We start from the raw sequence: 22238 nt of genomic DNA, 5'->3' as shown, positions 1-22238 counted from the left end.
CCCCAATGCCGCTGTCGTCCCTCCGCAAGGCCGCCGCCGCCTGCGCTGCCGCCGCCTGCGCTGCCGCCGCCGTGCTCGGCGCGCTCGCCACCGCCCCCGCCACGGCCGCCACCGGCGCCACGACCGAGAGCGCCCCGGTCACCGCGCCCGCGCTGGACGTCCTCACGTACAACACGTTCCTGATGAGCACGACCCTCTACCCCAACTGGGGCCAGGAGCACCGGGCGCAGGCGATCGCCTCGGCGGACTTCTTCCAGGGCCACGACGTGGTCGTCCTGGAGGAGGCCTTCGACAACGCGGCCTCCGACGCCCTGACCGCCAAGGCCTCGGCCGCCTACCCGTACCACACCCCGGTCGTCGGCCGCTCCACCAGCGGCTGGGACGCGACCTCCGGCAGCTACAGCTCCACCACCCCCGAGGACGGCGGCGTGACGCTGCTCAGCAAGTGGCCGATCCTGCGCAAGGAGCAGTACGTCTACAAGGACGCCTGCGGCTCGGACTACTTCTCGAACAAGGGCTTCGTCTACGCCGTCCTGAACGTGAACGGCCAGCGCACCCACGTGGTCGGCACCCACCTGCAGTCCACCGACTCGGGCTGCTCCAACGGCCAGCCGGCCGCCATCCGGGCCAAGCAGCTCACGGCCATGCGCGGCTTCCTGGACGCCAAGCAGATCCCGGCGAACGAGCCGATCCTGCTCGCCGGTGACCTCAACATCGACTCGCACGGCTCCGAGTACCAGGCCCTGCTGGACAACGCCAACCTGGCGCCGGCCTCCGCCCGCACGGGCTGGCCGTACTCCTTCGACACCGCCGACAACTCCATCGCCGCCTACCGCTACCCGGGCGAGCCCAAGGAGGACCTGGACTACGTGCTCTACCGGGCCGACCACGCCCGCCCGCAGCAGTACACCAACCAGGTCCTGCGCACGCACAGCGCGCCGTGGACGGTGAGCAGTTGGGGCAAGAGCTACACCTACACCGACCTCTCCGACCACTACCCGCTCGCCGCGCACTGACCGGGGAAGCGCACTGACCAGGGACTGACCCGCGCTGACGGGGAACTAAGCAGCCCCGAAGGGCAGTTCCAGCTCGGCCCAGACCACCTTGCCGTCCCTGGTCAGCCGGCTGCCCCAGCGCTGGGCCAGCTCGCTGACCAGGAACATGCCGCGCCCGCCCTCGTCCTGCTCGGCGAAGGGGCGCAGCTGCGGGGCCGCCCCGCCGGCGTCGGAGACCTCCAGGGTGAGCACCCGGTCGCGGAACAGCCGCAGCCGCCGCGGGGCGTCGGCGTGCAGCAGGGCGTTCGTGACCAGCTCGCTGACCAGCAGTTCGGCGTAGTCGGAGAGGGCGGTCAGGCCCCAGGCGTCCAGGGTGGCGCGGGTGAAGCGGCGGGCCTTGCCGGGCAGCCGGCCGCCGCCGGTGAGCGGGAGGGTGGCGATCCGGTCGGCGGGCAGTGGCAGCACCCGCGCCATGATCATCGCGATGTCGTCCTCGGTGCCGTCGGTGACCAGTGCGCCGAGGACGGCGTCGCAGTTCTCCTCCAGGGTCCGGCCGGGCCCGGCGAGGGTGTCGGCCAGCAGGTCGATGCCGTCGTCGAGGTCCTGGCCGCGCCGCTCGACCAGGCCGTCGGTGTAGAGGGTGACCATGCCGCCCTCGGGCAGGGTGAACTCGATCGACTCGAAGGCCACCCCGCCGACGCCCAGCGGCACGCCGGGCGGCACCTCGACCCTGCTGGCGGTGCCGTCGGGGGCGACCCAGATCGGCGGCAGGTGGCCGGCCGAGGCGACCTGGACGGTGCGCTCCAGCGGGTCGTATACCGCGCAGATGCAGGTGGCGAACTGGCCCTCGCCGATGCCCGAGGCGGTCTCGTCCAGGCGTGTGAGGACCTGCTCGGGCGGCATGTCGAGGGTGGCGAGCGTGCGGGCGACGGTGCGCAGCTGGCCCATGGTGGCGGCGGCCCGGATGCCGTGGCCCATCACGTCGCCGACCACCAGGGCGACCCGGCCGCAGGACAGCGGCACGACGTCGAACCAGTCGCCGCCGACCTCGCTGACCACACTGCTGGGCAGGTAGCGGTAGGCGATCTCCAGGCCCAGGGTGCGGTGGATCTCCTGCGGCAGCAGGCTGCGCTGGAGGGTGAGCGCCGTCTCCCGCTCGCGCCGGTAGAGCCGGGCGTTGTCGATGGCCAGCGCGGTGCGGGCGACCAGTTCCTCGGCGAGCGCCACGTCGGCGTCGCTGAACGGCTCGGAGTTGCGCATCCGGATGAACTCGGAGCCGCCGAGCACCATGCCCCGGGCGGTGAGCGGCACCATCAGGTACGAGTGGATGCCCGCCGCGATGCCGGGCTCGACCCGGTCCTCGCTGGCGACCAGGCCGCGCAGCACCTCCGCGTCCACGTGGGCGCGCAGCAGGGGGCGTCCGCTGCGCAGGCACTGGGTGTAGCTGCGGTCGGGGGCGTACTCGGAGGTCTCGCCGACGGTGTCCACGGCGTGCGCGAGGCCCGACTCGTAGGACTCGCCGACGGCGACGGCACGCAGGGTGACCGTCCGGTCGGAGGGGATGGGGGTGGGTTCGGCGCCGCGCAGCACCGGTTCCAGCAGGTCGACGGTGGCGAAGTCGGCGAACCGGGGGACGACGGCCTCGATCAGCTCCTCCGCGGTGCGCTGGAGGTCGAGGGTGGTGCCGATCCGGGCCGTCGCCTCCGCGATGGTGGCGAGCCGCTCCTGGGCGCGGGCGGCGCGGGCCTCGGCCTGGAAGCGCTCGGTGACGTCGATGATCGAGGAACAGACGCCGAAGACCCGGCCGGTGGAGTCCTCCAGCCGGAAGTAGGAGGCGGACCAGGCGCGGTCGCGCTTGGGGTCCCCGGGCACCCGGCCGTGGGAGCGGGCGTCCACCACGGGCTTGCCGCTCCTGAGCACCTGCCTCATGGTCTGCTCGATCTCGACGCTGTTGATGCCGGGCAGCACCGCGGGTATCCGGCGGCCGAGGTGGGCGGCGACGGGGACGCCGTTCATCCGGGCGAGCGCCTCGTTGAGCCGGACGTAGCGCAGCTCGGTGTCGTACACGGCCATGCCGATCGGTGAGCGGTCGAAGACGCCGTCGAGGACGGCGAGGTCGGCCTCGACCGCCTGGAGGGCGCGGATGTCGGAGGCGGTGGCGAGCAGCAGCAGGGTGCCGGCCGGGCCGGCGATCGGGTAGGTGCGGAACTCCAGGTCGACCTTGTGGCCGTCGCGGTGGCGGACGGGGAAGACGCCGGACCAGCCGGTGGAGCCGCCCATGATGTGGGAGAACAGGGACAGCACCTCGGGGCGGTCGGTGCCGTCGGTGAGCAGCTGGGCGGCGTAGCTGCCGACGGCCTCCTCGGCGGAGTAGCCGAGCAGCGCCTCGGCGTCCTCGCTCCAGTGCAGGATCAGGCCGTCGCCCTGGAGCAGGGCCGTCGCGAGCGGGACGAGTCGGTGGCCTTCGGGGCGTACGGGGGTGCCGCCCGGTGCGGGGCCGGCGGCGGAGGTCACGTCCCACTCGTTTCCGTGCATGATCAGGCAGCACCCCGGTTCGGCTCGTGCCCGGCCGGGGGCCTCACGGTCCGTGTCGGCCGGGATTCTTCTCCAGACTGCACGGACATCGGCCGCCCGGCGACCCCTTGGTCAGGGGTCGTCCGGTCGCTCCGGTAGTACGGGAGTCATGGGCGTACCGGCCGCAGCGTACTCTCCAGAACGCCGGTCCACTGCCGGATCACCCCGGATCGTCGGACGCTGTCGTCGGTGAGCAGGTTGGCCAGGCCCAGCCCGCGGGCGAGGTCGAGGGTGGCCTGCACGGACTCGCGCACGCCGGGGCGGGTCTCGTCGGCGTCCAGGAACTCGACGGCGGCCCGGTGGGCCTCCCGGCCGACGTGCCCCTCCAGGGCGATGATCCGCTCGCGCAGCGGCTCCTCGGTGGCGGCGGCCGTCCACAGGTGCAGGGCGGCGCGGAACAGGGGACCGGTGTAGAGGCGCACGATCATGTCGACGACGGCCCGGGTGCGGTCGGGGCCGGCGGCCGGCAGCTCGTCCGTGTGGGCGCGGACGGCGGCCAGCCGCTCGGCGGTGACGTGTTCGACGGCCGCGGTGAACAGGTCCTCGCGGGTCGGGAAGTGGTGCTGGGCGGCACCCCGGGACACTCCGGCGCGCTCGGCGACCACGGTGACGGTGGAGCCGTGCCAGCCGAGCTCGGCCAGGCAGTTCACGGCCGCCGCGAGCAGCCGGGCCCGGGTGGCGCGGCTGCGGTCCTGCTGGGGGGTGCGGACGGCGGGGTGGCTGGTCATGGCTGGCGGCGGTTCCTGTTCCGGTGGGGGCTCGGCGGGCCGGTCGTGCCCGACGGGCCCGTCGCGGTCGGCGGGCCCGCCGTGCTCGGCGGGTCGATCCTCACAGACGGGCGCCGGTCTTCGGCCGCCGGGGGCCCGGCCGCTCAGCGGGAGGCCTCGGGGGCGGTGGGCGCGGCGGCTGCGGTCGCGGACGCCGCACGGCGCTCGGCCTCGCGGGCCCGCAGCTCGCGGCGGAGGATCTTGCCGGCCGCGGACTTGGGGACGGCCTCGACGAACTCCACCGCGCGGACCTTCTTGTAGGGGGCCACCAGCCCGGCCACGAAGCCGGTGACGTCCTCCGCGCTCAGGCCGCTGCCCGGAGCACGGACCACGAAGGCCTTGGGGCACTCGGTGCCGTCGGCGTCCGGGACGCCGATCACGGCGGCGTCGACGATCTGCGGGTGGCCGAGCAGCACGGCCTCCAGTTCGGCCGGGGCCACCTGGTGGCCCTTGTACTTGATCAGCTCCTTCACCCGGTCGACGATGTACAGGTACCCCCGGTCGTCGACGAAGCCGACGTCGCCGGTGTGCAGCCAGCCCTCGGAGTCGACCACCGCGGCGGTGTCGGAGGGCCGGCCGAAGTACCCCTTCATCACCTGCGGGCCCCGGATCAGCAGCTCGCCCGGCTCGCCGGGCCCGAGGTCCTCGCCGGCCCCGTCCAGGGCGGCGACCCGCAGCTCGGTGGAGGGAATCAGCCGCCCCACCGAGCCGGGCGAGGGGTCGCGCTCCAGCGGGGAGACCACATGGGTGACCGGGGACAGCTCGGTCATGCCGTAGCCCTGGAGCAGGTGCGGCAGGCCCAGGCGGCGGGCGCAGGCGGCGGCGAGCTCCGGATCCAGCGGAGCGGCCGCGCACAGCAGGTACTCGACGGAGGAGAGGTCGAAGCGGTCCACGACCGGGTGCCTGGCCAGGGCGAGCGCGATCGGCGGGGCGACCACCAGCGCCTGCACCCGCTGCTCCTCGATGGTGCGGCAGAACTGCTCCAGGTCGAAGCGGGGCAGCACCACCACGGTGGCGCCGCAGCGCAGCGGCTGGTTGAGCAGCGCGGTCAGGCCGTAGATGTGGAAGAAGGGCAGCACGGCTAGCACCCGCTCGCCCACGGCGGGCCGGTAGAGGGCGTCGCACTGGGCGAGGTTGGTGGCGATCGAGCGGTGGGTGAGCATCACCCCCTTGGGCAGTCCGGTGGTGCCGCTGGAGTAGGGCAGTACGGCGACGTCCCGGCCCGGGTCGATGGCGATCCCGGGGGCGGGGCCGGTGGTGGTCAGCAGGTCGGCGAGCGAGCGGTGGCCCTCCGCGCCGTCCAGGACGAGGATCTCGGCCAGTGGGCCGCCCTGCTCGGCGAGCAGGGCGGCGGCCTTGCTGGCGGTCGGCAGGAGCGGGGAGACGGTCACCAGCCAGCGGGCGCCGCTGTCGCCGAGCTGCCCGGCCAGGTCGGCGGGCGTGGCCATCGAGGACACCGTGGTCACGGTGGCGCCGGCCCGGGTGGCACCGTAGAAGGCCGTCGGGTAGCCGAGCGTGTTGGGGCTGAACAGGGCCACCACGTCGCCCTGGCGCACCCCGGCCGCGGCCAGTCCGGCGGCCACCCGCTCGACGCCGGCGGCGAGCCGCGCGTAGCTCACGCACTCCCCGGTGACGCCGTCGATCAGGGCCGGCCGGTCACCGTACGCCGCCGCGCCGCCGAGCACCGCCTCATGGATCGGCAGGTCCACCGTCGGCACGTCCGGGAATTCGCTGCGGAACACCAAAGTAAGCCTCCAGAAAGGTAGTTGACGCATCGGCTGGCGCGGCGAAAGGTCGACCGAGGGTACGAACAGGAGCATACGGACCATGACGTCCGCCACTGCAAAGTTCGCCGAGATGTCCCTCTGGTGACCCACCGGGGGCACGCCGGGCGGGTGCGTCCGGTGGGTGCGTCCGGTGGGTGCGGTGCGTCCGGTGGGTCCGGTAGGTGCTTCCGGTGCGCCCTGGAAGGAGGCGGACTAATAGGACTTCGGGAGGCCGAGGGTGTGCTGGGCGACGTAGTTGAGCACCATCTCGCGGCTGACCGGGGCGACCCGGCCGACCCGGGTGGCGGCCAGCAGCGCGCCCAGCCCGTACTCCTGGGTGAGGCCGTTGCCGCCCAGCGTCTGCACCGCCTGGTCGACGGTACGGGCGGCGGCCTCGCCGGCCGCGTACTTGGCCATGTTGGCGGCCTCCCCGGCGGCCAGCTCCTCCCCCGCGTCGTAGAGCAGCCCGGCCTTCTGGGTCATCAGCCGGGCCAGCTCGATCTCCACCGCGCACTGGGCCAGCGGGTGGGCCAGGCCCTGGTGGGCGCCGATCGGGGTGGACCAGACGGTGCGGGTCTTCGCGTACTCGACGGCCTTGCCGAGGGCCTGGCGGGCCAGGCCGAGGGAGAACGCGGCGGTCAGCACGCGCTCGGGGTTGAGGCCCGCGAACAGTTGCAGCAGGCCGGCGTCCTCGTCGCCGACCAGGGCGTCGGCGGGCAGCCGGACGTCGTCCAGGAAGACCTGGAACTGCTTCTCGGGGGCGACGAGTTCCATCGGTATCGCCCGGTACTCGAAGCCGGCGGCGTCGCGCGGGACGATGAACAGACAGGGCTTGAGCCTGCGGCCCCCGCCGGTGTCCGCGGTCTCGGTGCGGGCGACGAACAGCACGGCGTCGCAGTGGTCGATGCCGGAGACGAACACCTTGCGGCCGGTCAGCAGCCAGTCCCCGCCGTCCCGGCGGGCGACGGTGGAGATCCGGTGCGCGTTGGAGCCGGCGTCCGGCTCGGTGATGCCGAAGGCCATCTTGCGGCTGCCGTCGGCGAGTCCGGGCAGCCAGCGCTGCTTCTGCTCCTCGGTGCCGAAGCGGGCGATCACGGTGCCGCAGATCGCCGGGGAGACGATGAGCAGCAGCAGCGGGCAGCCGGCCGAGCCCAACTCCTCCAGCACGATGGCCAGATCGGTGATGCCGCCGCCCCCGCCGCCGTACTCGGCGGGCAGGTTCACGCCGAGGTAGCCGGCCTTGCCCGCGTCCGCCCACAGCTCGTCGGCGGGCTCGCCGGCCCGGGCCTTGGCCATGTAGTAGGCGGAGCCGTAGCGGCGGCCGAGGTCGCCGACGGCCTGGCGCAGGGCCCGGCGTTCTGTGGTCTCGATGAGCTGACTGCCGATGGTGGACATGCGGGGTCCTTCCTCAGGCTTCTGCGGCGGGCTGGACGGCGGCTGGTGCGGTCGGCTCGGCGGCGGGCTGGACGGCGGCTGTTGCAGTGGGCTCGGCGGCGGGACCGGCCTCGGGCTGCACGACGGCGAGCAGGGTGCCGAGTTCGACCTGCCGGCCGGGGGCGGCGTGGAGTTCGACCAGGACGCCGTCGGCGGGGGCGGTGACGCGGTGCTCCATCTTCATCGCCTCCAGGACGAGCAGCGGCTGACCGGCGGTGACGGTGTCGCCGACGGCGGCGGTGGTGCGCACGACGGTGCCGGGCATCGGGGCGAGCAGCGCGCCCGGGTCCGCCCGGGCGGCGGGGTCGGGGAAGCGCGGCAGGGCGGTGAGCGCGATGCCGCCGTTCGGGGTGTCGACGTACACCCGGTCGCCGTAGCGCGCGACGCGGTGGCCGCGCCGGACGGCGCCCTCGCGCAGCGTGACCTGCTCGGGCGAGGCGTCCAGGAGCTCCGTCCGCGGGTGGTCGTCGGCCCGCAGGCCGTCCCGGGTGAGGCGGTATCGGACCTCCAACTCTGCGCCGTCGTCGGTGCGGTAGCGCTTGGACTGCGACTGCGAGGGCAGGTTGCGCCAGCCCGACGGCAGTGCGCCGTGCGGCCCGGTGCGCCGGGCGGCGGCGTCGGCGAGGGCGGCGGCCAGGGCGGCGCGCGCGGTCTCCCTGCCGTCCGGGGCGGTGAGTTCGGCCGCGTGCTCGGCCAGGAAGCCGGTGTGCAGGCGTGCGGCCAGGAAGGCCGGGTGCCGCAGCGCGCGGACCAGCAACTCCCGGTTGGTTGCGGGCCCGTGGACCTCTGCGCGGGCGAGCGCGTCGGCCAGCCGGCGGGCGGCGGCGGCGCGGGTCGGCGCCCAGGCGATCACCTTGGCGAGCATCGCGTCGTAGTGCGGGGTGATCTCGTCGCCGGCCGCCACGCCGGAGTCCAGCCGGACACCCCGGCCGCCGAACTCCTGGTGCGGCACGGTGAGTTCGAGGCGGTGCAGGGTGCCGGTGGCGGGCTGCCAGTCCTTCGCCGGGTCCTCCGCGTACAGCCGGGCCTCGATCGCGCAGCCGGTGGCGGGCGGCGGGACCGGCCCGGGCAGCCGCTCCCCCTCGGCGACGGCGAGTTGGAGCGCCACCAGGTCCAGTCCGGTGACCGCCTCGGTGACCGGGTGCTCGACCTGGAGGCGGGTGTTCATCTCCAGGAAGTGGAACCGGCCGTCCTCGCCGAGCATGAACTCGGCCGTACCGGCACCGGTGTAGCCGATCGCCCGGGCGGCGCTGACGGCCGCCGCGTGCAGCCCGGCGCGCACCGCCTCGGGCAGGCCGGGGGCCGGGGCCTCCTCGATCACCTTCTGGTGCCGCCGCTGGAGCGAGCAGTCGCGGTCGCCGACCGCCCAGACCGTGCCGTGCGCGTCGGCCAGCAGCTGGACCTCGACGTGCCGCCCGGCGGGCAGGTAGCGCTCGCAGAACACCTCGTCCGAGCCGAAGGCCTTCGCCGCCTCGGCGCGGGCGGCGGCCAGTTCGCCGGGGAGCTCCGCGAGCGTGCGCACCACCCGCATGCCGCGTCCGCCGCCACCCGCCGCCGCCTTGACCAGGAGCGGCAGGTCGACCTCGGTGGGGTCGGTCAGGGCGTCCAGCACGGGCACCCCGGCCTCGGCCATCAGCCGCTTGGCGGCCGTCTTGGAGCCCATCGCGGCGATCGCGGCCGGCGGCGGGCCGACCCAGACCAGCCCGGCGTCCAGCACGGCCTGCGCGAACCCGGCGTCCTCCGACAGGAATCCGTACCCGGGGTGGACGGCGTCCGCGCCCGCCGCCAGCGCGGCGCGGACGATCAGGTCGGCGCGCAGGTAGGTGTCGGCGGGCGCGGCGCCGGGCAGCCGCACGGCCGCGTCGGCCTCACGGACGTGCGCGGCCCCGGCGTCCGGGTCGGAGTGGACGGCGGTGGTCGCGACGCCCAGGGCCCGGCAGGTGCGGAAGACCCGGCGGGCGATCTCGCCACGGTTGGCGACCAGCAGGTTGGTGATCATGTCTCGGGTGCCCCTCACAGCTCCGTCTCGCAGCTCGGTCTCGCAGCTCGGTCGAACAGTTCGGTCTCACATCCGGAAGACGCCGTAGCCGCGCGCGCCCTCGACCGGCGCGTTGTGGATCGCGGACAGGCACAGGCCGAGCACCGTACGGGTGTCGCGCGGGTCGATCACGCCGTCGTCGTACAGCCGCCCGGACAGGAAGACCGGCAGCGACTCGGCCTCGATCTGCTGCTCGACCATGGCGCGGATCGCCGCGTCCGCGTCCTCGTCGTACGGCTGCCCCTTCGCGGCGGCCGACTGCCGGGCGACGATCGACAGCACCCCGGCGAGCTGCTGCGGGCCCATCACCGCGGACTTGGCGCTCGGCCAGGCGAACAGGAAGCGCGGCTCGTACGCCCGCCCGCACATGCCGTAGTGGCCGGCGCCGTAGGACGCGCCGATCAGCACCGACAGGTGCGGCACCCGGGAGTTGGCGACGGCGTTGATCATCATCGCGCCGTGCTTGATGATGCCGCCCTGCTCGTACGCCCGGCCGACCATGTAGCCGGTGGTGTTGTGCAGGAACAGCAGCGGGATGTCCCGCTGGTTCGCCAACTGGATGAACTGGGCGGCCTTCTGGGACTCCGCGCTGAACAGCACGCCCTGCGCGTTGGCCAGCACGCCGACCGGGTAGCCGTGCAGCCGGGCCCAGCCGGTGGCCAGGCTGGTGCCGTAGAGCGGCTTGAACTCGTCGAAGTCGGAGCCGTCGACGATCCGGGCGATCACCTCGCGCGGGTCGAAGGGCACCTTGAGGTCGCCCGGGACGATGCCCAGCAGCTCCTCCTCGTCGTACTTCGGCGGCTCGGCGAGCCGGTCCGGCGACGGGCCCGGCTTGCGGTGGTCCAGCCGGGCGACGATCCGGCGGGCCAGCCGCAGCGCGTCCGCCTCGTCCGCCGCGAAGTGGTCGGCCAGACCGGAGGTGCGGGCGTGCATCTCGGCGCCGCCGAGCGACTCGTCGTCGGCCTCCTCACCGGTGGCCATCCTGACCAGCGGCGGGCCGCCGAGGAACACCTTGGCGCGCTCCCTGACCAGCACGGTGTGGTCCGACATGCCGGGGACGTAGGCGCCGCCGGCCGTCGAATTGCCGAACACCACGGCCACGGTGGGGATTCCGGCGGCGGAGAGCCGGGTGAGGTCGCGGAACAACGCGCCGCCGGGGATGAAGATCTCCTTCTGGCTGGGCAGGTCGGCCCCGCCGGACTCGACCAGGTTCACCACCGGGAGGCGGTTGTCGAACGCGATCTCGTTGGCGCGCAGGGCCTTGCGCAGGGTCCACGGGTTGCTGGCGCCGCCGCGCACGGTCGGGTCGTTGGCGGTGATCAGGCACTCCACGCCCTCGATCACGCCGATGCCGGTGACCAGCGCCGCGCCCACCGGGTAGTCGCTGCCCCAGGCGGCCAGCGGCGAGAGCTCCAGGAACGGCGAGTCCGGGTCGACCAGCAGCTCGATCCGCTCGCGCGGCAGCAGCTTGCCGCGGGCGCGGTGGCGGTCCACGTACTTGGGGCCGCCGCCGGCCAGCGCCTTGGCGTGCTCGGCGTCCAGCCCGGCGAGCTTGGCGAGCATCGCGGCGCGGTACTCGGCGTACTCGGGCCCGGCCGGGTCGACGCGGGTGGGCAGCACGGTCACAGCAGGGCCTCCGGGATGTCGAGGTGGCGGGAGCGCAGCCACTCCCCGAGGGCCTTGGCCTGCGGGTCGAAGCGGTGCTGGGCGGCGACGCCTTCGCCGAGCAGGCCGGTGAGGGTGAAGTTGACCGCGCGCAGGTTCGGGAGCAGGTGCCGGGTGACGGGCAAGTCGGCGGTCTCGGGCAGGAGTTCGCGCAGCTTGTCGACGGTGAGGGTGTGGGCGAGCCAGCGCCATCCCGCCTCGGAGCGGGCCCAGACGCCGAGGTTGGCGTCGCCGCCCTTGTCGCCGCTGCGGGCGCCGGCCACCAGGCCGAGCGGGGCGCGGCGACGCGGGCCGGCGGGGGGTTCTGCGGGGAGTGCAGTTGGGAGTACTGCGGGGAGCGCTGGCTCTTCGGAGGTCTCAGCAGGTCGGCTCGTCACCGGGGCCGGCGGGACGGCGAGCCGGCGGCCGTCCGGTAGCACGGCGGTGTGCTCGACGGCCTCGGCGTCGACGTACGCGGCGGCGAACACCCCGTACGGCGCGCCGGGGCCTGGCGGCGCGGTGAGGTGGAAGCCCGGGTAACCGGCCAACCCCAACTCCACGGCGGCCTTGCCCAGTTCGCGCCCGACCTTGGCCTGGTCCGGGTCGCGGGCGGTGAGCCGGAGCAGGGCGGAGGCGGCCTCCTCGGTGCCGGCGTCCGGGTGGTCGGTCCGGGCGAGCGTCCAGCGCAGTTCGGCGGGCCGGGCGGCGGGCGGCAGGGCGTCCAGGAACTGCCGCCGCACCAGGTCGGCCTTGGCTTCGATGTCGAGGCCGGTGAGGACGAACACCACCTCGTTGCGGTGGCCGCCGAGCCGGTTCAGGCCCACCTTCAGCGTGGGCGGCGGCGCCTCGCCGCGTACCCCGTCGATCCGGACCCGGTCCGGCCCCTCCTCGGCGAGCCGCACGGTGTCCAGCCGGGCGGTGACGTCCGGGCCCAGGTAGCGCGCACCGCCCGTCTCGTACAGGAGTTGGGCGGTGACGGTGCCCGCGGTGACGGCGCCGCCGGTGCCCGGGTGCTTGGTGATCACGCTGGAGCCGTCGGCGTGCAGTTCGGCGATCGGGAAGCCCGGGCGGGTGACGTCGTGCTCGCGGAAGAACGCGTAGTTCCCGCCCGTCGCCTGGGCGCCGCACTCCAGCACGTGCCCGGCGACCACCGCCCCGGCGAGGGCGTCGAAGTCTGCCGCCGTCCAGCCGAAGTGGGCGATCGCGGGCCCGGCGACCAGCGCCGCGTCGGTGACCCGCCCGGTGACCACCACCTCGGCGCCCGCGGCCAGGCAGGCCGCCACCCCGAAGCCGCCGAGGTAGGCGTTCGCGGCCAACAGGCCGTCAGGCAAGCCGAGTTCGCTCCTGCGCGGCATCAGGTCGTCCCCCTCGACGTGGGCGACGGCCACCGCGAGGCCCTGGCGCTGTGCCAGGTTCCGCAGTTCGGCGGCGAGCCGGGCCGGATTCAGCCCACCCGCGTTCACCACGATCCTCACCCCGCGCTCCTGCGCCAGGCCGAGGCACTCCTCCATCTGCCGCAGGAACGTCCGGGCGTAGCCGAGGGACGGGTCCTTCAGGCGGTCCCGGGCCAGGATGAGCATGGTCAGCTCCGCCAGGTAGTCCCCGGTGAGCACGTCCAGCGGCCCGCCGGTGAGCATCTCCCGCACCGCCGCGAAGCGGTCCCCGTAGAACCCCGAGGCGTTGCCGACCCGCAGTACCGAGCGTTCGCGCGCCAAAGCGCCTCCCCTGCCGACGGGTTGGCGACGCCCCCACACGAGCGCCGCCGGGCAGCAGCGTGGCACCGGGCGCGAAAAAAAGCAATCACGCCTGCTTGTTTCGAGCCGGTGGCCGCACTCGACAGGGCCGCGTACGGCCCGATTCTCCGAAACCCGACTGACACCGGCCCGTCGGTGCGACACGATGTCCGTCCGTCGTACTGGCGAGTGAAAGGCAGCCCGCATGCCGCATCCCGCACCGCGACCGACTCCCGAGTCGACCGACCCGCTCACCGCGGAACTGGTGGTGGACATGGCCACCCCCGCGGCGCCGGCCATCTCGCCGGACGGTCGCCTGGTCGCCTACGGCGTGGTCGCGAACAGTGGAAGGGAAGGACGCCCGCACAGCTCGGTCTGGGTCGCCGCCGCCGATGGCAGCGCTGCCCCGCGCGGGCTGACCGACGGCACGGCCCGCGCCGCCGCCCCGAAGTGGGCGCCGGACTCGGCTTCTCTGTTTCTCACCTCCGACCGCGAGGAGCGGGGCACCGCTCAACTCCGGCGGATCCTTCTGGACGGCAGCGGGGACATCGCCCGGGCGGAGCCCCTGACCAGGTGGCGCGGGGGCATCTGCGACCACTACCCGCTCGCCGACGGCCGCACCGTGGCGCTGCTCGCCGAGGACGAGCCCACCCCGGAGGACGAACGCCGGGAGGCCGAGGGTGACGACGCGAAGGTCTGGGGCCGGCACCTCCCCGCCACCCGGCTGCGCCTGCTCGACCTGGCGACCGGCGCGGTCCGCACCGTGGACGGCCTCGGAGACCGCCATGTCGTGGAGGTGGCCCAGCGTCCGGACGGCGGCCCGCTGGCCGTGCTGAGCTGGGCCACCCCCGAGCTCGACCCCGGCGTGACGACGGCAGGACTGCACCTGGTCGCCCCGGAGACGGGAGCCGTCCAGGACCTGGGCCCGGTCGGATTCGAGGCCCGGTCCCCGGTCTGGTGGCATCACGACGGTGAATGGCATCTGGCCCACCTGGCGGTGACCCCCGGGCACTTGGTCGGCGCGCTCGCCGTGATCGACACCGTGCCGCCGGCGACCGGCCCGACCGTCGAACAGCGCGATCTCACGGTCGGCATGTCCGCCTGCCCCACCGAGCTGGTGCAGGTCGCCGACGGGCCGCCGCTGGCGCTGTTCGCCGACGGGCTGGACACCGCGCTGTACCGGCTCGATCCGCAGTCGCTGCGGTTCCACCGGTTGTCCTGCGCGCCCGGCACGCCAGGCACGTTCGGCACGCCCGGCACGCTCGCCGGGCTCACTGCGAGTCGCTCCGGAGCGACCCTCGCCGTGCTGCTGAGCACCGCGCGCGAGCCCAGGAACGTCCACGCGGGCCCCACGGGCGGGCCACTGCTCCGGCTCAGCGACACCAGCCCCGAACTGCGCGGGATCCGCTGGGGTGCCCAGGAACGGCTCGGCTACCAGGCGTCCGACGGACTCCAGTTGGACGGCCTGCTGATCCTGCCGGCCGGCCGGACTCGGGGCCAGGGCCCGTTCCCGCTCGTCACCATGGTCCACGGCGGCCCCTACTTCCGCCATGCCGACGAGTTCACGCTCACCGCGGTCGACTGCGGCCAGTGGCTGGCGACCGCCGGATACGCGGTCTTCCTGCCCAATCCCCGGGGCGGGTCGGGCCACGGCCATGAATTCGCCGCCGTGGTGGCGGGAGCGGTGGGCGGCGACGAGTGGACCGACATCCTCGCCGGGATCGACCTGCTGGTCGCCGAGGGAGTCGCCGATCCCGAACGCCTGGGCATCTCCGGCTGGAGCCACGGCGGTTTCATGGCGGCCTGGGCCATCGGCCAGACCGGGCGGTTCAAGGCCGCCATGATGGGCGCGGGCATCACCGACTGGGGCATGCAGGCCGGGACCGGCGAGTGGGGAGCCATGGACGCGGCGCTCGGCGGCAGCACCGGCTGGAACGGGCCGGGACCGCACCTCCACGACCGGAACAGCCCGATCTCCTACGCGTCCCGGATCCGCACCCCGGTCCTGATCCTGCACGGCGAGCAGGACACCAACGTCCCCCTCGGCCAGGCCGTCCACTTCCATCGCGCACTGCGCCACTTCGGCGTCGAGCACGAGTTCGTCGTCTACCCCCGAGAGGGCCACGGGCTCCACGAGCGCGCCCATCAACTCGACGCCCTCCGGCGCATCCGCGCCTGGTACGACCGCTGGCTGTGAGCCCGTACCCGGGAGGGCATCGAGTCGTGATCGACGAGTGGCGGAACCCGAGCAGGATCAGAGGTGCTTGAACTCCTCGATGGCCTCCCGGACGGTCTCCTTCATCTCCTCGCTGCCGATGTGTCCCGAGTCCTCGGAGATGTGCAGCCGCGCGCCCGGCCACGCCTTCGCCAGCTCCCAAGCCGTCTGCACCGGGCAGCCCATGTCGTGCCGGCCGTGCACCAGCACCGCCGGGATCCCGGCCAGCCTGTGGGCGTTGCGCAGCAGTTGGTCCTCCTCAAGCCAGGCGCCGTTGCTGAAGAAGTGGGCGCAGATCCGGACGAACGCGATCTGCTCGTCGACCTCCCGGGCGCTGTACATGCCGGGAGAGCCGTTGGGCTCGTTCGAGATGACCGCGTCCTCCCAGGCGAGCCACCCGGCGGCGGCCTTCGCCCGGACCGCCCGGTCGGGGTTCTCCATCAGCCGCGCGTAGGCGGCGAGCAGGTCGCCGTCCCGCTCGTCCTCGGGCACGCCCTCGCGGAACCGGTCCCACGCCTCGGGGTAGAAGGACCCGGCGCCCCGGTAGAGCCAGTCGGTCTCGGCCCGGCGGGTCGTCGTCACCGCCTGGATGATGATCTCGCTGACCCGCTCGGGGTGCTGCTGCGCGTAGGCCAGCAGGAGGGTCGAACCCCAGGAGGCGCCGTTCAGCAACCACCGCTCGATGCCGAGGTGTTCGCGCAGCCGCTCCATGTCGTCGATCAGGTGCTGCGTGGTGTTCAGGCTCATGTCCGCCGCCGGGTCGCCGGCGTGCGGGGTGCTGCGGCCGCAGTTGCGCTGGTCGTAGCGGATCACGCGGTAGCAGTCCGGGTCCCACGCCCGGGTGGGCCGGTCCGGCGTCCCCGCCCCCGGGCCGCCGTGGACGTACAGGACGGGCTTGCCCTCGGGGTTGCCGAGCTGCTCGTAGTAGACCCGGTTGCCGTCTCCGGTGTCGAGGAAACCGTGGCCGTAGGGACTCGTCGGAGGATAGAGATCAACCATGACCGTCGATCCTAGGGCGCGGGCGCGCTCGGGGCCCGTGCTTTTCCGCCCAACCCGCTTCGTGGGAAAGGCCGTTCGGCCGGCCTCAGGGCGTTTCAGTCCAGCGGGAGGGCCATCTCCAGGATGCGGGCCCGCGGGTCGAGCCCGTACGGGGTCTCCCCGCCGGTGTAGGTGAAGCCCCGGCGCAGGTAGAAGGTGGCGGCGCGGGCGTTCGCCTCGTGCACGCCGAGCAGCATCCGCTTGGCGCCGCCCTCGGTGCGGGCCCAGTCGGTGGCGGCGTCCAACAGGGCGTCCGTCACGCCGCGTTCGCGGCCGCGGTGTTCCGGGGCCACCCAGACGCCGATCAGGACGGCGGTCGCGGCCTGGTCCCGGTCGGGGACGGAGAGCATCGTGCCGACCCATTCGCCGTCCGGGTCGACGGCCACCAGGCCGACGCTGCCCGGCTCGTTCACCCGCGCCGTCCGGGCCCGCCAGTCGGCCTCGCCCAGGGCCTGCGCCGCGGCGTGGGTCTCGCCGAAGGCCATCGGGAAGTCGAGGAGCTGGGCCAGCCGCACCTTCCGCAGGCGCTGCCAGTCCTCGGCCCCCATCCGCTCGATCCGGTACCGCATGCTCTCCGACCCCCACTGCCGCAGCCGCCTTCGCCGGCGGTGGTCACCTCCGGCGAAGGCAGCATAGCCGCAGGTCAGGGCCTGATGCAGACCGGTCAGGGCTTGACGCTCAGGGCTTGATGCGGACCACCTGCGGGTCGTGGTCGCTGGCCTGCTCGGCGAACTCGGCGTTGATGTGCACCACGTCGTACTTGGCGTAGCCGACCTCGGGGCTGACCAGGATGTGGTCCAGCACCTGCGAGTTGCCCTGGTAGACGTACGAGTACTGCTCGGTCTCCGGCAGTTCATTCACCAGGTCGCGCAGCACCCCGTCCTTGGTGAGCGCGGCCAGCGCGGGCGAGAACTGGTAGTCGTTGAAGTCGCCGAGCGAGACGACGCGCGCCTCCTTGTCGGCGGCCAGCAGCTTGGCGACGAAGGCCTGCTCGATGGTGGCCTGCTTGACCCGCTGCACCTCGGAGCTGCGGGTGGGGGCCTGGAAGCGGCTGTCGATGCCCTGGTCGCCGCCCTTGCTGTTGAAGTGGTTGGCGATGACGAAGACCTTCTTGCCGCGGAAGGAGAACTGTCCGACCAGCGGCTTGCGGCTGTTGGTCCACGCGTCGTCGGTCGGGGCGATCCGGCCGGGCGAGGCGGTCAGCGCGGTGGTGGCGCCGCTGCCGGCGACGTCCACGGCACTGGCGGCGGCGCCGCCGGGGATGTCGGTGAAGGAGACCCGCTGCGGGTTGAACAGGAACACCTGCCGGATGTTGCCGCCCGGCTCGCCGCCGTCCTTGCCGTCCTGCGGGTCGATCGAGCGCCAGTCGTACGCCGGGCCGCCGGCCGCCTTGATCGCGGCGATGAACTTGGCGACGGTCTGGCTCGCGTCGACCGTGCCGTCATTCTTGGCGCCGTTGTTGTCCTGGATCTCCTCCAGGGCGACGATGTCGGGCGAGCGCAGGTTGGTGACGATGCCCTGGGCCAGCTCGGCGAACTTGGCGTCCGGGTTGCCGGGGGCCAGGTTCTCCACGTTGTACGTGGCGATGGCGAGTTCGCGGTCGGCCGCCTTGGCGGTGACCTCGCGCTGGAGGTGGTTGTCCTGGAGCGTGCCCAGGGTGCCGGCGACGAGGGTGTAGCCGCCGAACTGGTTGTAGTCCAGCGGGCCGGTGGTGGTGCCGGTCAGCACGTCGCCCACGTTGGCCACCGGGAACGGCTGCTGCGGGGTGACCGCCGCCTGCTGCTGCACCATCAGGCGGCCCACGTTGGGCTCCGCGTACGACTCGTACAGCACGCCGCCGCGCTTGCTGCGCTGGTCCTGCCGGTCGGCGGCGACCCACAGCTCGTTGTACTTGTCCGTCGCCTGTATCACCCGGACGTCCTTGACCTGGACGAGCATGCCCTCCAGCGACTCGTAGAAGTCCAGGGCGTACTTCTCCGGGTCGAGCGGCAGCGCGTCGATGCTGCCGCCCTCGGGCGCCGGCGGGGCGTAGGTGCCGGGGATGTTGCGGGTGTCGACGACCACCGGGGCCGGCAGCGGGTTGCCGGAGGACAGCACGGTGACGGCGGGGCCGGTGAGCTCGGTGACGGACTGCGAGCCGCCCGCGAAGTTCGGGTAGTACTCGGTGACCTTGCCGCTGACCAGGACCGAGTCGCCGGCCTTCACGGTCGGGTTGCCGCCGGTGTAGACGAAGATGCCCTCGCTGGTGGCCGGGTCGGCGTCGGGGTTCGGGTCCTGCATCCAGAAGCCCTTGGCGCTGCCGTAGGCGCGCACGCCGGTGACGACGCCGGGCACGCCGGTGACGGGCTTCCCGGCCTGCGGGGAGATCCGGGTGGTGCCCTGGATGTCGTGGATGCGCAGCGGTCCGGCCTCGGTCGGCCCGGCCGGGGCGGCGGCGTTCGCGGCGGTGGGCGCGGCGTTCGCGGCCGGCAGCGGGACGAGCACCAGCGAGGCGGCCAGTCCGGCCGGGAGGATCGCGGCGCGCAGCAGGGCCCGGCGGGGGCGGGGAGCGGGGGCGGTGGTCACCGGGGCATGACTCCTAGCTCCGCCGTGCGGCACGGTCGTGGCACGGCGGTCGAGGGTGGAGCGGGGCACAGGGCGCGTCGTCCACCCGGCGGGTCTGCGGCCGCCGGGCCGTGACGCATGGTCAGGCGGCGTGCCCATGGCACGCGCTACCCGCGTAGATGAAGCGGAAGCCGGTCACCCGTCCCCCGCGGCGACCCCAAGATACGCGCGTAGAAAATGACGCGACAAGACCCCGTCAGTGAACTTCTGGTTCCGCTTCGGCGTCCGCCCCGGCCCCTGCTCCTACCCCCGCCCCTATCCCCATCCCTTCAGCCCGGTCCTTCAGCCCGCTCCTTCAGCCCGCTCCTTCAACCTGCCTCGACGTCCCCTCAGCCCGCCTCGATCCGCTCCACGATCAGCTCGCACAGCTCGTGGGTGCGCAGCGCGTCGTGCGCGTCCAGGGTCTTGCCGGCCCGGACGGCGTCCAGGAAGGACAGCACGCACTGCTCGATGCCGCGCTGGCGGGCGACGGACACCCAGTCACCACGCCGGCGGACGGTGGGCTGGCCGCGGTGGTCGATCACCTCGGCGAGGTTGTGCACCGCCCGCTTGGAGTCGGCGCCGGAGACCTCCAGGATCTCCTCCGTCGAGCCGGAGAGCCGGTTCATGATGCCGAGCGCCGTGAAGCCGTCCCCGCCGAGGGTCAGGACGACGTGCTCGACCAGCCCGTCCCGGACGCGGGCGCGGACGTCGACGTGCTCGATCTCGCCGGGGGCCAGGAAGCGCAGGGTGTCGACGACGTGGATGAAGTCGTCGAACACCAGGGAGCGGGCGGCCTCGGCGAGGCCCTCGCGGTTCTTCTGCAGGACGATCAGGTCGCGGGGGCGCTCCTTGGCCTGGGCGTAGCCGGGCGCGTGCCGGCGGTTGAAGCCGACCATCAGCGAGCGGCCCGTCCGGTCGGCGAGGTCGACGAGCCGGCGGGCACCGTCGACGGTGTAGTCGAGCGGCTTGTCGACGTAGACGTCGACACCGGCCGTCAGCAGCTGCTCCACGATCGGAACGTGCTGGCTGGTCGCGGCGTGCACGAACGCCGCCCGGATCCCGCTCCCGATCAACTCCCCGAGATCGGTGAAGCGATTCTCCGGCGCAATCCGGTGCGCGTCACCGATCCGGTCCAGCTTCGCCCCGTCCCTGGTCATCAACCGCAGGTCCAGCGCCGGCAACCCGCCCAGGACCGGCAGATACGCCTTCTGCGCAATGTCACCGAGACCGATCACCCCGACCGGGAGCAGGCCGTCAGGAACAGAGGTCGAGCTCATACGAATCTCCATACTCATGCGCCGAAAACCATCCGCCCCACCCTATTCGCCCGCTCCCGCGCAACGGCGCCGGGCCGGCGAACGACCGGCCCGGCGGCTCAGGGGATGAGGGCAGCGACCCCTTCGACCACCAGCATCCAGGTGGGCTGCCCGCCCGTGCCGAAGGCGGAGGCGAGGACGTACCCGATCGCGGCGTCGGCGGGGCGGGCGGGGGCGCCGTCCCGCCACTCCACGATGACGATCTGGTCGCCGTCGCAGGAGAAGTCGCCGAGGCGCTTGCCGTCGCGCATGAGCCGGCTGCTGGGGATGGAGTCCGGGACGAGGACGTGGACGGCGCCGTCGTACGTGGTCTCGACCCGGTAGGACTTCCGGCGGAACTTGCCCCGGCCCGGCCGCAGCGGCACCGGCGAGCCGTCGACGGTCAGCGTCAGGTGGGCGGTGTCGCGGGTGCCGATGGCGATCTGCGGGTCCGGCTCGCTGCCCGGGTCGCGCTCCAGGACGGCGGTGGGGATCCGATCCCCGGAGACGGTCACCCGGTGCTGGCCTTCGATGCGGACGGTGATCTCGCCGAACAGGGTGTCCTCGGTGGTGAAGGGAGCGGGCGCCGGCAGGTCGGTCATCTGCGATTCCTTTGGTGGGTCGTAACTCCGGCCGCATGGAATGGAATTCGCGGGCCGGAATTCGCGGGCCGGGGTGATTCTCTCATTCGACGGAGACGGACTCACCCGGTGGTGGGCGCCAGTTGACCTCCCGCCGGCTCGCGGTGGAAGCACGGCGGTCGAACGGTTTCCGGTGGGCACGACGGTCCCGGCAGGCCGGCGCCGCACACCCCACCAGCCACTGCCGGATCTTCCAACCCTCCTTCACCACTTAATAGTTGTCCCATTCGATGGCAATGGAATCACCTAGGCTTCGATCCATCCGGTGCCCGGCGCGGCGCACCGGCCGACAAGGGGAGGACATGATGAGGACTCCGGCAAGCGCGCTACGGCGCGGATCCCGCTGGGCCGTCTCGGCGGCGACGGCGGTGGCGCTGCTGCTCGGTGGGGCGGGCGTCTCGGGGGCCTCGGGGGCGGCCCCCTCCGGCGTTCCCGACGGCCCCGTCGCCGGCGTGCCGTGGGCCGTCCGGATCGCGGAATTCACCTGGGAGAAGGTCACCGAGGCGGTCAGTCCGGACGGCCGAACGGTCTACCTCGTGCTGACGGACGTGGTCGGCGGGCGCCAGGGCGTGTACCTGTCCACCGTCGACACGCAGACCGGCACGGTGACGGCCCGCCTCCCGCTCGGCGACCCGGCACCCTACGGGCGGCCTGCCCTCAGCCCGGACGGCCACCGGCTGTACGTCGGAGTCGGCTCCGCCGTCTACGTCATCGACACCGCGACCAACACGGTCAAGGCCCGCGTCGCCGCGCCGGAGCAGCAGCTCCCGGCGGGCTGGACCCCGGGCGCGGCGACCAGTCTGGCCACCGACCCGGACGGCGAGACCCTCTACGTCGGGCAGTCCGGTCCCTCAGGCCCCGCCGGGCAGGAGGAGCCGGGCCGGATCCTGGAATTCTCCACCGGCGACCAGGAGTTCATCGACCAGACGGCGGTCACCGGCCACACGGTCAACGATCTCGCCGTCCTGCCCGACGGCAACTACCTCTACGCGGGCACCAACCTCGACCTGCTGCGCCTCGACATCGGGACCGGACTCGGCACCACCACGGTCGTCGACCCCGGGGCCAAGGACGAGCTGGCGCTCTCCCCGGACGGCTCCTTCCTGCTCGCGCTCGGGTCGGTCCGCACCTACTCCGTGGGCATCGGGCTCGACACGGGCACGGACACGGTGCGCTACCTCATGAAGTACGGCTCCGGCTACTTCGAGTACCACCACCCGGCGATGAACGCCGAGGGCAGTCGCGTCTACCTGCTCGGCGGCCCCGAGTACAGGCTCCCCACCCCGCTGTACACGTTCGTGCCGGGCGAGAACCGGTTCGACCAGAGCGTGTCCCTCTCCGTCCCCGAGTGGCGCGTGCACGCCCTCTCCGTCGGGCCGGACGGCCACTCGCTCTACGTCACCGGCTGCGACTCGGCCACGGGCTGCTTCCTGCGGACCCTGCGCATCTGACGCCGCGCGCCGGGGCGCCGGTCGCCGAGTGTTCGGCGGCCGGCATTGACAGCCCCGCGCG

15 protein-coding genes are annotated in these 22238 nt (G+C 73.4%); 3 read left to right on the top strand and 12 right to left on the bottom strand.

Annotation, left to right across the window (positions count from 1 at the left end):
- Positions 1–5: 5 nt before the first annotated feature.
- Entirely contained in the window at positions 6–1016 is a 1011-nt protein-coding gene (gene sph, locus ACIOGZ_RS23725; RefSeq protein WP_400987147.1) for a sphingomyelin phosphodiesterase, read from the top strand.
- 45 nt (positions 1017–1061) lie between these two features.
- Here the strand turns inward: sph and ACIOGZ_RS23720 are convergent, their stop codons facing one another.
- The 7 genes from ACIOGZ_RS23720 to ACIOGZ_RS23690 all read right to left on the bottom strand — a co-directional run bounded on the left by ACIOGZ_RS23720 (position 1062) and on the right by ACIOGZ_RS23690 (position 12933).
- Positions 1062–3530: a SpoIIE family protein phosphatase gene (locus ACIOGZ_RS23720; RefSeq protein ID WP_363584639.1), complete on the bottom strand. Its 2469-nt coding sequence runs from the start codon at positions 3528–3530 to the stop codon at positions 1062–1064.
- Between the two features lie 146 nt (positions 3531–3676).
- On the bottom strand, positions 3677–4297 hold the full coding sequence (locus ACIOGZ_RS23715) for a TetR/AcrR family transcriptional regulator (RefSeq protein ID WP_363584637.1): 621 nt from the start codon (positions 4295–4297) through the stop codon (positions 3677–3679).
- A gap of 143 nt (positions 4298–4440) precedes the next feature.
- The gene (locus ACIOGZ_RS23710; RefSeq protein ID WP_400987146.1) at positions 4441–6081 is read right to left on the bottom strand and encodes an AMP-binding protein; all 1641 of its coding nucleotides are present in this window, start codon (positions 6079–6081) and stop codon (positions 4441–4443) included.
- A gap of 234 nt (positions 6082–6315) precedes the next feature.
- Positions 6316–7497 (bottom strand): acyl-CoA dehydrogenase family protein, encoded by a 1182-nt coding sequence (locus ACIOGZ_RS23705; protein WP_400987144.1) that lies wholly within the window; start codon positions 7495–7497, stop codon positions 6316–6318.
- A 13-nt stretch (positions 7498–7510) separates the two neighbouring features.
- On the bottom strand, positions 7511–9535 hold the full coding sequence (locus tag ACIOGZ_RS23700) for a biotin carboxylase N-terminal domain-containing protein (RefSeq protein ID WP_363588888.1): 2025 nt from the start codon (positions 9533–9535) through the stop codon (positions 7511–7513).
- 66 nt (positions 9536–9601) lie between these two features.
- Positions 9602–11200 (bottom strand): acyl-CoA carboxylase subunit beta, encoded by a 1599-nt coding sequence (locus ACIOGZ_RS23695; RefSeq protein ID WP_387816043.1) that lies wholly within the window; start codon positions 11198–11200, stop codon positions 9602–9604.
- Positions 11197–12933 (bottom strand): acyclic terpene utilization AtuA family protein, encoded by a 1737-nt coding sequence (locus ACIOGZ_RS23690; protein WP_400987142.1) that lies wholly within the window; start codon positions 12931–12933, stop codon positions 11197–11199. Before ACIOGZ_RS23690 ends, ACIOGZ_RS23695 begins: the two co-directional genes overlap by 4 nt.
- Positions 12934–13156: 223 nt before the next feature.
- Here ACIOGZ_RS23690 and ACIOGZ_RS23685 point away from each other — a divergent pair, with 223 nt between their 5' ends.
- Entirely contained in the window at positions 13157–15148 is a 1992-nt protein-coding gene (locus tag ACIOGZ_RS23685) for a S9 family peptidase (protein WP_400987140.1), read from the top strand.
- A gap of 57 nt (positions 15149–15205) precedes the next feature.
- Here the strand turns inward: ACIOGZ_RS23685 and pip are convergent, their stop codons facing one another.
- The 5 genes from pip to ACIOGZ_RS23660 all read right to left on the bottom strand — a co-directional run bounded on the left by pip (position 15206) and on the right by ACIOGZ_RS23660 (position 20687).
- Complete coding sequence (gene pip / locus ACIOGZ_RS23680; protein ID WP_400987138.1) at positions 15206–16165, bottom strand: prolyl aminopeptidase; 960 nt, start codon at positions 16163–16165, stop codon at positions 15206–15208.
- Positions 16166–16260: 95 nt separating this feature from the next.
- The gene (locus ACIOGZ_RS23675) at positions 16261–16773 is read right to left on the bottom strand and encodes a GNAT family N-acetyltransferase (RefSeq protein WP_400987136.1); all 513 of its coding nucleotides are present in this window, start codon (positions 16771–16773) and stop codon (positions 16261–16263) included.
- Positions 16774–16882: 109 nt separating this feature from the next.
- A complete protein-coding gene (locus ACIOGZ_RS23670; protein WP_400987134.1) occupies positions 16883–18769 on the bottom strand; it encodes an endonuclease/exonuclease/phosphatase family protein in 1887 nt (628 codons plus the stop codon).
- Positions 18770–19137: 368 nt separating this feature from the next.
- On the bottom strand, positions 19138–20067 hold the full coding sequence (locus ACIOGZ_RS23665) for a Gfo/Idh/MocA family oxidoreductase (RefSeq protein ID WP_363588877.1): 930 nt from the start codon (positions 20065–20067) through the stop codon (positions 19138–19140).
- Positions 20068–20165: 98 nt separating this feature from the next.
- Positions 20166–20687 (bottom strand): hypothetical protein, encoded by a 522-nt coding sequence (locus ACIOGZ_RS23660; protein WP_400987132.1) that lies wholly within the window; start codon positions 20685–20687, stop codon positions 20166–20168.
- Positions 20688–21031: 344 nt separating this feature from the next.
- Between ACIOGZ_RS23660 and ACIOGZ_RS23655 the strand changes: the two genes are divergently transcribed.
- A complete protein-coding gene (locus ACIOGZ_RS23655) occupies positions 21032–22177 on the top strand; it encodes a hypothetical protein (protein ID WP_363629760.1) in 1146 nt (381 codons plus the stop codon).
- Positions 22178–22238: the final 61 nt, after the last annotated feature.

The sequence above is a fragment of the Kitasatospora sp. NPDC088160 genome, assembly GCF_044741445.1.
GTDB lineage: Bacteria > Actinomycetota > Actinomycetes > Streptomycetales > Streptomycetaceae > Kitasatospora.
This window is presented reverse-complemented; position numbering and strand designations above follow the sequence as displayed.